Raw genomic sequence first — 13,090 nt, forward strand, 5'->3', positions numbered from 1 at the left:
GCGATCGCTTTTCAGTTCAACTCTTATGTGATCAATCATACAACTAAAGTAGAAAAATTCCTCTTGCTTAGTTCCTAAACACACTCCTCATTTTCAGACAAAATCTTTTGTCAGAACTGGTACTAGTAAAATTTTAGTATCCATAGTAATGTGTCATACATGGCAATCAGCCGTACAAGTACTTATTAGTAAAGATAGGTTTATGATCTCTACAACGACTTATACTTACAATGTCGATGGCAAATTGATATCGCAGAGTATAGACAGCAGTAATGATGGAACAATAGACTCAGTTATTTCCTATAGCTATAAACAGATATCCAAAAGCATCGACTACGACATTGACGGCATTGCTGATTATGTCGAAACCTCTACTTATGATGCCAAGGGCAACCTGACATCCCATAGCGAAGACGACAATGGTGATGGCATCGCTGATTTTGTTGAAACCTCTACTTATGATGCCAAGGGCAACCTGACATCCTATAGCGAAGACGACAATGGTGATAGCATCGCTGATTATATCGAAACTTCTACTTACGATGCTAATGGCAATCTGACATCGTACAGTATTGACGACAACGGTGACGGGATTATTGATGATATTTCAACCTATACTTATACCAACGGCAAGCTAACATCCTATGGCGTTGACAATAATGATGATGGCATCGCTGATTATATCTATACCTATACTTATGATGCCAACGGCAACCAGATATCCTTAAGCTATGACAACAATGGCGACGGCATCGCTGATGATATCACTATCTCTATTTATGATGCCAACGGCAAAGTGACATCCTCGCGCTATGACAACAACGGCGACGGTATCACTGATTTAGTTTTTACCTATACTTATGCCAACGGCAATCAAACATCCTTTAGACGTGATGAAAACGCTGACGGCATTGCTGAATTTATCATCAACTATACTTATGATGCTAAAGGCAACCGGATATCCTATAACCGTGATGAAAACGCTGACGGCATTGCTGAATTTGTGGAAACCTATACTTATAACGCCAACAGCAAACTGACATCCTTAAGCCGCGATGAAAACGCTGACGGCATTGCTGAATTTGTGGAAACCTATACTTATAATGCCAACGGCAACCAGATATCCTTAAGCCGTGATTACAATGGCGACGGCATCACTGACTATCTCACTACCTATGTTTATGATGCTAACGGCAATCGGACATCCTATAGCTCTGACAATAACGCCGACGGCATCATTGATTATATCGAAATCTCTACTTATGATGCCAAGGGCAACCAGATATACTTTAGCCGTGATAATAATGGCGACGGCATCGCTGATTTTGTCGAAACTAGAACTTATGATGCCAAGGGCAATCTAACATCTTATAGCCTTAAAAATAACAGCGACGGTGTTGATAAAATCGAAACCTACACTTATAGCTATGATGCCATGGATAACCTAATATCCTCTAGTTATGATAACAATGGCGATGGCATCACTGATTATTTCACTACTTATATTTATGGACGTACAACCGCCAGCTACGACAAAAATAATGATGGTGTAATTGATGCGGTTGGTATCTACAGCTACGATTTGAGCGGCAAGCTCAAATCACAGAAAATTGATAATAATCGCGATGGCATTACTGATGAGATTATCACTTACAACTACGATGCCAGTGGTAAGTTAATCTCTGAACAACTTGATAAAGATAATGATGGTACCACAGACGAACTCACCACTTACAACTACGATGCCAGTGGGAAACTCATCTTTGCAGATATTGATAACAACAACGATGGTGTGACCGATGCACTTGCCAGCTACATTTATGATGAAGCTGGCAGACTCATATCCAAAACTATCACCGATGAGTTAGTTGCAGGTTTAATTCTCAACGGTGGTAAAGGTAACGATGAATTAATTGGTGATGCTGGCAATGACACAATCAATGGTGGTAAAGGTGATGATGAATTGTTGGGGTTAGCTGGCGATGATCAACTTTTTGGTGGCAAAGGAAACGATGAACTCTCAGGATTTGAGGGGAATGATCAACTTTTTGGTGGCAAAGGGAATGATGAACTCTCAGGATTTGAGGGGAATGATCAACTTTTTGGTGAAGCCGGCAATGATACCCTCATTGGTGGCGTTGGTGGAGATATATTAACAGGTGGTAATGGTCGTGATGAGTTTATTTTTAATGCGTTGAGTGATTCGTTGCTATCCAATTTTGATGTGATTACAGACTTGAATATTGATGTGGATAAAATTGATAGTTTCAAGGCTGTGAGTGCTGCAAATGTCACTCAGTTTGCTAAGATTAACACCATAACTGAGGCGAATATCCAAAGCTTATTAACTCCTACTACTTTCACTGCTAACAAGGCAGCGACATTTAATGTTGGTATTGGTGTAAGTGTGCGGACTTTTCTCGCTATCAATGATAGTAGAGATGGATTTTCTGCTTTGAGTGATGCAGTGATAGAGATTACTGGCTATAAAGGTAGTTTAACTGAGTTAGCGATCGCATAACAAAACGAGCCGCACAGGCACAAGTAATCGCATTCAGACACTCACTCGTGATAACCAGCATCTTCTTGCAGGGTAAATCAACACCGATATCCATGCTGGGTTTCGTATACTAGTTAATCAGGATAATTTTGATGATGTTTGTAGCCAATAATGAAAAAATTTGTCATATGGTGTATTGAGTCTCATGCTTGGTGGAAGATTCGCCAAAGCCGGAATTTGGGTTTTTTTGCCGTATTGCTGGCCTTGAGTATGGTAGCTACGGTAATGTTATCGACTTCCTTAAATGCTCAGATTATTACTCAAAGATCCCTAGTATCTGAGTTGAGGGGAGTATGGTTAACAAATATTGATAGTGATGTCTTATTTGCTCGCGATCGTCTCAAGGGTTCTTTGCAACGGTTAGACGAACTCAATTTTAACACTGTATATCCGGCAGTTTGGAATTGGGGCTATACGCTTTATCCTAGCAAAGTTGCTCAAAAAGTCATTGGGCGATCGCTCGATCCCACACCCGGACTGCAAGGGCGAGATATACTCAAAGAAATTGTTGATGTTGGACATCAACAAGGGTTAACAGTCATTCCTTGGTTTGAATTTGGGTTCATGGCACCAGCTGACTCCCTATTAGCTAAAAATCGTCCCCAATGGCTCACCAATCTTAACAATGGCAAGCGGATTCTGAAAGAAGGTATACATGATCGTGTTTGGTTAAATCCTTTTCGTCCAGAAGTACAACAATTTATCCAAGATTTAATTGTAGAAATTGTCAGAAACTATGACATTGATGGCATTCAATTCGATGACCATTTTGGCTTACCATCAGTATTAGGATATGATGCTTACACAGTCGCGCTTTATAAGAAAGAACATCGTGGTAAAGCTCCCTCCAAAAACCCGCAAGATGCAGAATGGGTACGCTGGAGAGCTAACAAAATCACTGATTTTATGAAGCGAGTATTCAAGGCAATCAAAGCTACTAAAAAAGACTGTATTGTCTCCGTTGCTCCTAATCCCCAACGTTTTTCTTATGACTTTTTCTTAGCAGATTGGCAGAAATGGGAACGACTAGGAATCGTTGAAGACTTGGTGTTGCAGATATATCGCGATGATTTGAATGTATTTGTCAAAGAATTAGAATATCCAGAGGTGAAACTAGCAAAAAGTCATATACCAGTCAGTATTGGCATTTTATCTGGATTAAAAAATAAATCTGTACCCATACAACAAATTCAAACACAAGTACAAAAAGTACGCGATCGCAACTTTGCCGGAGTTTCCTTCTTTTTCTATGAAACTCTGTGGAACCTGAGCAAAGAAAATCCCCAAGAACGCCTATCTGGCTTCCAAAAAATCTTTCCCACTGCAACGACTTATCCAAATCTGCTTACAGGTTGGAAACCGTAGGAGAGTTTAGAGGCTCTTATGGGTAGGTTTTTTAGATTTCGCGTTTTGGTTGACGCAAAGACGGAGAGACGCGGTGAGACAGCGAGTAAAGGAGGGTTTCCCTCCGCAGGCGCGAACCCGTTCGCTGAAAGCGTTCCCGTTCGCGCAGCGTCTCCGATAGGAGAAGGGTAGAGGGACGCAAAGAAAGATTTCGGAACGGAAAAATAGGCTTTTTCAGACTGAATATGAAAAACCTACCCTTGAAAGCGCTATCCTTCCCTACCTTACTCCACTTCGTTTCGTTGAAGGTAGGGACTCCCGCGCTACCGATAAACTCCCCAAACCTGAGCAACTGCCAAAGGAAATGACAGAAGAAAACCTAGACTATTGTTTTTTATAATATTTTTATACTCTATTAGTCAGCAGTGATCTGTGCAACTACCAATAGTTAGTTTTTCTTTTTAAAGTTTTGATGTTCTGATCATCGGTAATTTATGACTTTACAAGTTGTCTTTGAGTCTCCTGATGGTTACTAGATATAATAATTACCTGATGAACCAATGATTTAGAGAATTTAAAAATCACTTTAAAAATGATTTAAGTGATGACTTTTGTGAGAGAGTTGATAGTAAGGATATATTTACGGATCTCAAATTCATGGACTCTTTATCTATCAATTCCTTACTTGAAGATTTGAAGAATTGCGATGCCACAATCCGCGAACAGGCAACTAGAAAAATTTGGCGGATTTGGTTTCAGCAGAAGGGGATATATGGACTGGAAAAGATTGATTATAGTCAAAAGTTACTGGATGGAGGGGAAGTTACCCAAGCCGAAACAGTACTAAGCGATTTAATTCAATATCAACCAGATTTTGCCGAAGCATGGAATCGGCGTGCTTTTCTTTATTACAGTATTGGTGATTATCAAAAATCTTTAGCAGATTGTCTGATGGTCGTACAGCTAAATCCAATACATTTTGGTGCGCTTCATGGCATGGGCTTGTGTTACGCGGCTTTAGGAAATTATCGTGAAGCTATCCAAGCTTTTCAACGCGCATTGGAAATTCAGCCTTATTCGCTGGTGAATCAAAAATTAATTCTCGAATGCATATTTAGAGCCAGTTGAAAGCAGCAGTAATACTAATTCGTAGTATCATTGCCCAGTTCAACACAGCAGTATACGAAAAAACACAACCAAAATATGAAAAAAAGGTATTTTATCCCACTCCTCAACGTCACTGGCTCTACTTGTGAAGACTCCAAACGCTCGATGACTCGCTACCGCTTCGCTATCGCTCTTAGCGTTTCCCCTTGGAAGAAGACCGCAGTCGCAGTGGCTCCTCCCCAACGCGAGTTGTTCATGGGGAAAACCTCCAAAACCACACTTGCTCCACAACGCAGTGGCTCCTTTTTACTCCCCATTTTCAAATAATCAAAAAGACCCCAATGTCTCATTATCCAACCCAACACAGCAGCATTTGGGGAGCCACTGCGTTGCTTTGGTTCCCAAAGTTGTAGGAAGTGGCGTTAAACCCCCAAAAACGCGCTGTTTCAACGCACAAATTAAATGCTTAACAGCTGATAAAGACCGTTTTAACTCTAAGGTCTACTTGGTTCTCACAAAAACTGCTATATTCTCAACCTATTGATATATGTACCCAATCTATCCCAGGGTAGCTAGTAATATTTGAAACTCAGGATAGAATTAATCATAGATGATTTAATCTGACATAATTGCTACAAGCAATCGTTTCGCTAACCACAATTGGTAGAGACGATTGCTTTTTTATAATTACTTTTAACTATTTAAAGAAGCTAAAAAACGAAAAAAGCGATCGCCTTCACCAATGCTAATCTGGAGGGCGATCGCTTTTTTCACAGAGTTGATTTGAGAACCTGATTAAGGCACAATCAGCACTGGACAAGGGGAAAGGTTAATCACGCGGGTAGTAACGCTATCAGTTGCTCCCTCTTCAGTTAAGCCTAATCCCCGGCAGCCCATGATAATTAAATCGGCCTCGATTTCGTCAGCGACATCGCAGATAGTGAATGCTGGTTTGCCTTGCCTTTCTAAGACTTCGGCTTGAATTCCTTGCCCAGAAAATAAGACTTGAGCATTCTCTAGTAATTTAGCAACTATCTCCGGTGACACCATTGGATCTGGACTAGGTGCTTCTGGAGGCGGTTCCTCTACTACAGATAGCAGTACCAAGCGGCTGCTGTATTTTTGCACGATATTTGCAACTACATCAGCAGCTTCCCGCGCTTCTCGGCTTTGATCGATTGGAAATAGAACTGTCTTGAACATCTCTCTCACCTACGCACCCCTGACTCCGGTAAAATCTTGATGGTTCTACTTTCAAAACAATAACAAAAAGGCAATCAGGAGGGTCTGGCTGTGTCCAAAAAAACTTTAGCAAATTTATCTGCAAGTGATGTATCTGGCAAACGTGCCTTGGTGCGGGTAGATTTTAACGTGCCCTTAGATGATCAAGGCAAGATCACAGACGATACTCGCATCCGTGCAGCTTTGCCAACCATCCAAGATTTGACGCAGAAGGGAGCTAAGGTAATTCTAGCAAGCCATTTTGGTCGTCCTAAAGGTGTGGACGACAAACTGCGCCTGACTCCGGTTGCTAAGCGTCTCTCTGAGCTGTTGGGGCAAGAAGTCATTAAAACTGATGACTCTATTGGCGACGAAGTTGCTGCCAAGGTGGGAGCTTTACAAAATGGACAAGTGCTGTTACTCGAAAATGTCCGCTTCTACAAAGAAGAGGAAAAAAATGATCCAGAATTTGCCAAAAAACTGGCAGCCAATGCTGATTTTTATGTAAACGATGCTTTTGGCACAGCACACCGCGCTCATGCTTCTACTGAGGGTGTGACTAAATTCTTGAGTCCTTCTGTGGCTGGATATTTGGTTGAGAAGGAATTACAGTACCTGCAAAGCGCAATTGAAGATCCCCAACGTCCTTTGGCAGCAATTATCGGTGGTTCTAAAGTTTCCAGTAAAATTGGCGTGATTGAAACGCTGCTGGAGAAGTGCGATAAGCTGATCATCGGCGGCGGGATGATTTTCACATTCTACAAAGCCCGTGGTTTGAGTGTTGGTAAATCGCTCGTGGAAGAAGACAAGCTAGAACTAGCGAAGTCTTTGGAAGCAAAAGCCAAAGAACGTGGTGTAAGCTTACTGTTGCCCACAGATGTGGTAGTAGCAGATAATTTTGCTCCTGATGCTAATTCTCAAACCGTCAGCATTGAGAATATCCCGGATGGTTGGATGGGTTTGGATATTGGCCCTGACTCTGTTAAAGTCTTCCAAGAGAGCCTTGGAGATACCAAGACAGTGATTTGGAACGGGCCAATGGGTGTATTTGAGTTTGACAAGTTTGCTGTAGGTACAGAAGCGATCGCTCATACCCTCGCTGAACTTAGCAAAACTGGCACAACCACCATCATCGGCGGCGGTGACTCGGTAGCAGCTGTTGAGAAGGTAGGCTTAGCCGATCAAATGAGCCATATTTCCACCGGCGGCGGCGCTAGCTTAGAGTTACTTGAAGGCAAGGTACTACCCGGTATCGCTGCTTTAGATGAAGCGTAAGTAGGGATTGGGGATTGGGGACGCGGGGACGCGGGGACGCGGGGACGCGGAGAATAACCAACGACAAATAACAATTCCCAATTCCCAATTCCCCATTCCCAATTCCCTACTCCCCACTCCCTACTCCCCTCCCCCTTCACGCAGTCATGCGATAAACCAAACTCTGCTTTTGTGCTAATAAAACTGCATTTTGATAAACTTGCTCAAATAACACTCGCTGTGCATGACTACCTCCAATCTGATATAGGCGCGATAAAACAGGTTTGAGTTCGGCAACAGCTGTGTTAACATCACCTTTGGCATGAGCTGTCATTCCCCTAGCAGCAGGAATTGCTACCTCTAACCAACTCTGTCGCCAGAAAGGATTGATGCCCAAAGCATGTTGCTGCATACTCTGTAACATCTGGTTTACCCAGTCGGTACGCCCCGCTTTGGTGATTGCATAGATGTAATGCAAGTCCTGGAATGGTAATGCATGTTCATTGAGCCGATCGCCTAAATAAACGCTGATATTTTGCCAACGGCTACCCACGTCTATCCCACGTAATTCTAGCCTCAATAAGAGCGAAATTGCCCCTACTTGGTCTTTGGGAGATTGTTTGTTAGCACATCCCCAAATTTGGGTGTCGTAGAGCCTGAGAACTTGGCGAACGTCGCCTAGCTTGAGATAATACAGGGCAATGTGCCACCAGTTGTGGGTGTAGAGCATAGAGTTGCAGTCTTGCCAAGTATCTGCAAAATTCTCCATCCAAGCTATACCCTCATTGACTCTTCCCTGAGTTTCCATGACATGGGCGATCGCATGATGCGCCCAAGGATCATACCTATTTAATGCGATCGCCTGACGAGCAATGTTTTCTGCTGCTTTTAGTTGGTGACATTGTTCTAAACCAAACGCTAACATTCCGTATAAATAATGATGCTCTAGATTGCTAGATAAGACTTTATAAGCAATTTGTAGTAATTTTTCTTTTTTACCTGTATAAAAATAATGATATTGTCCCTGCTGCACTGAAATCAAATCACGAGGAAATTTATCAGTAATTTCTTCATGAATCGCGATCGCCACATCAATCTCTTTGTTTGCCCAAGCTAAAATTCCCTGCACATATAGCTGTTCTCTAACCGTAATCTTGGCTAAATGCCGTTGTGCTGTTTGCAGGTGGGGTTGCACTTGCTGCCAAGCGATGCCGTTTTCTTGAGACAGATAATAAGTAGCTGCGTAGGCATGAGCTAAAGCACAAGTTGGATCGGCATTAATTGCCTCTAAAATCGTTGTTTCTATATGTTTGCCATAAAAAAGCGCCTGATTGATAAAACGATTAATGGCGGCGATCGCTTCTGCTGAATCTGTTGTAACTACCAATCCTTGTGCATCTTTAAGCATGATTTAAACCAATTCGCAATTCGTAATTCGTAATTTGTAATTCGTAATGGGGAATTGTCATTGGTTACTCTCCACGTCTCCGCGTCCCCGCGTCTCCTTTACTCCCCCATACCAAAGCCTATGAAGACGCCTCTCACAACTCCACATGGTTAAAATACGGCAAATCGGTCGGAATAATGTTGTTAATGATATTGAGTATGTCACATCCGCTTCAAAACGACAAGAAGTAAACAACTTAAATTCGATAGATTAACCGTATTTAATTTTGTAAAGGTATTGCTTTGTTCTATGACCTATGGGATATTCTTAAGGTGACTAAAATATACGGCAAAACTATCAATTTACCGTAATATACTTATAGAAAGACAATGCAGTTACTTTGGTTTATTCCCACTCACGGTGAAGGGCGCTATCTTGGTACTGCGATAGGCGGGCGGGTAGTCAACTTTGATTACTGGCGGCAGATTGCTCAAGCTGTGGATCATTTAGGTTTTACAGGGGCATTACTACCTACAGGGCGTTCTTGTGAAGATGCCTGGATTTTGGCATCAACTCTAGTGACACACACCAAGCGGATGCGGTTTTTGGTGGCGATACGTCCGGGGTTGATGTCACCGGGGGTAGCGGCAAGGATGGCAGCAACATTTGATCGGATTTCTGGTGGCAGACTGCTGATTAACGTTGTCACGGGTGGCGATCCAGTAGAATTGGCTGGGGATGGTTTGCATCTTTGCCATGACGATCGCTACGAATTAACAGATGAATTTTTGACAGTGTGGCGACAGATCGCTGGGGAGGAAGTTGCTGATTTTCAGGGAAACTACCTTAACATTCAAGGTGGTAAGTTGTTATTTCCCCCAGTACAGAAACCTTACCCACCTTTATGGTTTGGTGGTTCCTCTCCCATTGCTCAAGAAATCGCCGCCAAACACGTAGATGTGTATCTTACTTGGGGTGAACCACCGGAACAAGTCGCCCAAAAAATTGCTTCTGTACGCCAACTAGCGGAAAAAGCAGGTAGAACATTACGTTTTGGTATTCGTTTACACGTCATTGTGCGGGAGACTGAGAGCCAAGCGTGGGATGCGGCGAATGATTTGATTCGCTACGTAGATGATAAAGCGATCGCCAAAGCCCAGCAAGCTTACTCGCGCATGGACTCCCAAGGACAACACCGGATGAGTGAACTACATAACGGCAGTCGAGAAGCTTTAGAAATTAGTCCGAACTTGTGGGCAGGAATTGGTTTAGTGCGTGGTGGTGCTGGGACAGCTTTGGTAGGCGATCCCGATACCGTTGCTCAAAGAATGCTCGAATATACTGAGTTGGGTATCGATACCTTTATTTTCTCTGGTTATCCTCACTTAGAAGAAGCATATCGAGTAGCAGAATTACTCTTCCCACGTTTGCCCCTAGAAAATCAGCCAACAGCAGAACCACAAATATTAAGTCCCTTTGGTAAGCTTCCCCGCTCTAAAGAGACGGAGCTTTCAGTAGCCCTGAGCTATCTATACTGAGTTCACAGTACAAATAACCCGAACCTCTAGGCAGGCTTACAGACTGCCCCAATAAAGAAATCATTTTTGCACCATTCAAATCAGCGTCACCATGCCAAGAGCAGTTACCACACTTAAAGCGTTTATCAGACCTCAAGCCAATGTGCAAACACTGGTGGCAAGTAAGGCTTGTATATGCTGGTGGCACTGCAATTACTTCTACTCCTTCCTTAATACCCTTGTACTCAAGGAAAGAACGCAATTGATAAAACGACCAAGAATTAGAGCGTCTGCGCTCAACCTTGTTTCTAGGTTGTTTGTTGGTACGCTCCCTAATCCCAGTCAGATTTTCGATAGCTACAATTGCACTTGTAGACTTTGCTTGTTGAATAATCCGGTAGCTGATTTGATGGTTGAGCCATTGTTGAAATCTTCTCTCACGCCCCGACAGCCGTTGCCAAATCTGTCTCGCTCGACGGCGAGTAGACCTTGTGCCTTTCGACGCTTTTCTTTGGAGGGAAGTCCTACAGCGCGAAAAATTGTCTCTAATGTTATTGATTTGTTTTCCATCCCACTTGTCCCCATTACTAGTGACAGCGATATCTCTGCGCCCAAAATCTACACCAATAACGTTGTTTGGTTTAAGTGGCTGGGGTGCTTCATCTTTAATTTGAATATGAATGTAGTAGGAACCATCCCGATGTTTACACAGTTGAGCCGATGTCGGTTTCCTGCCTTTAAGTTTACCTCGCTGGTAATTGCCCACATCAAGTTTGATATGTTCTCTATCTTCAAGCAAGGTCAGGCTAACAGTCCAGTCTTTCTCTCTAAAAGCAAAAATCCTAGCGTCGTAGTCGGCTAGCGCATTATTAAAAGGTTGATGGGAAATGCCAAATTTGTTGACAACCGCAATTCATGAACCAATTCAACAATACCATTAATCAAAGTTGTTCTTACTCCTTCCTATTTAGCAGTTGGGTAGTTTCCGCCCATCTGCTATTTTCCCATAAAGTTTTACAAGTGTGTTTCTATAGTTAAAATCGATGAAAAATTAGGTAATTTAGATATGGTTACTAATAATCAAATCGTTCACAAACGAATTCGCCTACAAATACCTAAAAACTTCCATCAAGAACCCGTTATCTCTCGCCTAGTCTCGGATTATAGTCTAACTGTAAATATTACAGCTGCAATTTTGGGTGCAAATGCTGTTGGTGATGGTTGGTTTGATCTCGACTTACAAGGCACAACAATAAATATAGATGCAGCTATTAATTATCTGAAGAATAAACAACTGCAAATATGGGATGAAAACAGCTTAAGTGTTTGGTGATCAGGGGATGAAGGGGCAGGGAGAAAAACTACTAATCACTCACTCCTCACTCCTCACTCAGCACGGGCTAAACGCCCCGCTACCGCGCTTCAGCACTCAGCACTCCAATTCCCCATTCACATGTTTCCAAAAAAATCTCCTGAACCCACTCCAATTAATAGCCGCATTCGTATACCACAGCATTATCAGCGACAACCCGTAATTTCGCGTTTGATATCGCGCTATGGTGTAACTGTTAATATTACGGCTGCAATGCTGACAACAACAGAAAACTACGGTTGGTTTGACTTGCAATTTCAAGGTAATCCAGATCATATCTGTAATAGCCTGCTGTATTTACAAAAATTAGGCATCGATTTAATACAGTTAGGTATTACTGGAATGGTGCAGAATAATTATAATTCTCATCTATTTCCTAACCAAAATCAAGAAATAAATAAACGAGAACTTCTGCATTCACCAACACCTATAAATAATCAAGCCCATCAAGTTTATACTGGTCAATCTCACCGACTACGTTTACAAATATGCATTTTGAAAGATTATCACCAAACGCCAGTTATATCTAACTTGATTTCGCTTTATGGAATTACAGTCAATATAATTGAGGCATCACTCCCACTCAATCAAGAAGATGATGGTTGGTTTGATTTGGATCTTTGGGGCAAACCACAACAACTTTTATCTAGTTTCAATCACTTAGAAAAATTAAATTTACCACTTTGGATAGATGCATCTTCTTTGTATGGACATACTATATAATTTATAATCTGCGTCAGAGCAAACCTAGCTATCAATTTCTTTACCTGCTATATGCAGTCGATATTTTGCTTCAAGGTTCGTCCAGAACTCAGGAGAAGTACCCAAAGCTTGGGAAAGTTCGATAGCTGTCTCAGGTGTAATTTGCTTACTTCCTCGGATAATTTCGTTGATAGTTTGAACTGGACGATCCATAATTTCTGCTAAATCTTTCTGTGTCCAGCCACGCGCTTCTAATTCTCGACTTAAAATTTTCCCTGGTGTTGGTACTCTCGCTGGTGCTAGATTCTGGCTCATATTGCTGTCTCCCCTGCTGATAAATGTTAGTGGTAGTCTTCGATGTCGATTATTGTGAGGGAATTCCCCTGGTCATCCTCATCCACTGTCACGATTAAACGCCACTGATCAGTTAAACGTAAGGAACGCTGTTCTTGTTTTGCTCGTTTTCCTTTGAACTTCTCAAATCTCAACCCTTTTTGAGCATATAAGTCTCGCTCATCTACAGCAGCATCAATAATCGCCATGACTTCTGCCGACCAAATAGGAAAATTCTTTTAAGCTTCCCCGGTCTGAAGACACGGGGATTTCTGAAGAGTCCATAAAAGAAC

At 42.2% G+C, this 13,090-nt stretch carries 13 protein-coding genes; 8 read left to right on the top strand and 5 right to left on the bottom strand.

The genetic code is table 11. From position 1 onward, the window contains the following. Positions 1-202: 202 nt before the first annotated feature. The 4 genes from AC5JMF_RS06190 to AC5JMF_RS06205 all read left to right on the top strand — a co-directional run bounded on the left by AC5JMF_RS06190 (position 203) and on the right by AC5JMF_RS06205 (position 5,338). Entirely contained in the window at positions 203-2,521 is a 2,319-nt protein-coding gene (locus tag AC5JMF_RS06190) for a bluetail domain-containing putative surface protein (RefSeq protein WP_495794827.1), read from the top strand. 150 nt (positions 2,522-2,671) lie between these two features. After that, on the top strand, positions 2,672-3,925 hold the full coding sequence (locus AC5JMF_RS06195) for a glycoside hydrolase family 10-like protein (protein ID WP_495794828.1): 1,254 nt from the start codon (positions 2,672-2,674) through the stop codon (positions 3,923-3,925). 636 nt (positions 3,926-4,561) lie between these two features. Then, positions 4,562-5,032, top strand: coding sequence for a tetratricopeptide repeat protein (locus AC5JMF_RS06200; protein ID WP_495794829.1), 471 nt, complete (start codon positions 4,562-4,564; stop codon positions 5,030-5,032). Positions 5,033-5,107: 75 nt separating this feature from the next. Continuing rightward, positions 5,108-5,338: a hypothetical protein gene (locus tag AC5JMF_RS06205; RefSeq protein ID WP_495794830.1), complete on the top strand. Its 231-nt coding sequence runs from the start codon at positions 5,108-5,110 to the stop codon at positions 5,336-5,338. A 468-nt stretch (positions 5,339-5,806) separates the two neighbouring features. Here the strand turns inward: AC5JMF_RS06205 and AC5JMF_RS06210 are convergent, their stop codons facing one another. Further along, positions 5,807-6,214 carry a universal stress protein gene (locus tag AC5JMF_RS06210; RefSeq protein ID WP_495794831.1) on the bottom strand — a complete coding sequence of 136 codons (408 nt, stop codon included), beginning with the start codon at positions 6,212-6,214 and terminating at the stop codon, positions 5,807-5,809. Positions 6,215-6,304: 90 nt separating this feature from the next. On the opposite strand from AC5JMF_RS06210, the gene AC5JMF_RS06215 reads away from it, so the two are divergent. Beyond that, a complete protein-coding gene (locus AC5JMF_RS06215; RefSeq protein ID WP_495794832.1) occupies positions 6,305-7,507 on the top strand; it encodes a phosphoglycerate kinase in 1,203 nt (400 codons plus the stop codon). 136 nt (positions 7,508-7,643) lie between these two features. Here AC5JMF_RS06215 and AC5JMF_RS06220 read toward each other — a convergent pair whose 3' ends face one another. Then, positions 7,644-8,894 (bottom strand): tetratricopeptide repeat protein, encoded by a 1,251-nt coding sequence (locus tag AC5JMF_RS06220; protein WP_495794833.1) that lies wholly within the window; start codon positions 8,892-8,894, stop codon positions 7,644-7,646. Between the two features lie 368 nt (positions 8,895-9,262). Here AC5JMF_RS06220 and ssuD point away from each other — a divergent pair, with 368 nt between their 5' ends. Continuing rightward, on the top strand, positions 9,263-10,411 hold the full coding sequence (gene ssuD / locus AC5JMF_RS06225) for an FMNH2-dependent alkanesulfonate monooxygenase (protein ID WP_495794834.1): 1,149 nt from the start codon (positions 9,263-9,265) through the stop codon (positions 10,409-10,411). Here ssuD and AC5JMF_RS06230 read toward each other — a convergent pair. After that, complete coding sequence (locus tag AC5JMF_RS06230) at positions 10,368-11,303, bottom strand: RNA-guided endonuclease InsQ/TnpB family protein (RefSeq protein WP_495794840.1); 936 nt, start codon at positions 11,301-11,303, stop codon at positions 10,368-10,370. The two genes, ssuD and AC5JMF_RS06230, sit on opposite strands and share 44 nt — an antisense overlap. Before the next feature lie 153 nt (positions 11,304-11,456). Here AC5JMF_RS06230 and AC5JMF_RS06235 point away from each other — a divergent pair, with 153 nt between their 5' ends. Both AC5JMF_RS06235 and AC5JMF_RS06240 read left to right on the top strand, forming a co-directional pair. Continuing rightward, positions 11,457-11,723, top strand: a complete 267-nt coding sequence (locus AC5JMF_RS06235) for an NIL domain-containing protein (RefSeq protein WP_495794835.1) — start codon at positions 11,457-11,459, stop codon at positions 11,721-11,723. Positions 11,724-11,843: 120 nt separating this feature from the next. Next, positions 11,844-12,485, top strand: coding sequence for an NIL domain-containing protein (locus tag AC5JMF_RS06240; protein WP_495794836.1), 642 nt, complete (start codon positions 11,844-11,846; stop codon positions 12,483-12,485). 24 nt (positions 12,486-12,509) lie between these two features. Here the strand turns inward: AC5JMF_RS06240 and AC5JMF_RS06245 are convergent, their stop codons facing one another. Together AC5JMF_RS06245 and AC5JMF_RS06250 are read right to left on the bottom strand one after the other, a co-directional pair. Beyond that, positions 12,510-12,779: a HigA family addiction module antitoxin gene (locus AC5JMF_RS06245; protein WP_495794837.1), complete on the bottom strand. Its 270-nt coding sequence runs from the start codon at positions 12,777-12,779 to the stop codon at positions 12,510-12,512. A gap of 26 nt (positions 12,780-12,805) precedes the next feature. Then, complete coding sequence (locus AC5JMF_RS06250) at positions 12,806-13,006, bottom strand: type II toxin-antitoxin system RelE/ParE family toxin (RefSeq protein WP_495794838.1); 201 nt, start codon at positions 13,004-13,006, stop codon at positions 12,806-12,808. Positions 13,007-13,090 lie beyond the last annotated feature (84 nt).

It is taken from the genome of Desmonostoc vinosum, assembly GCF_059505385.1.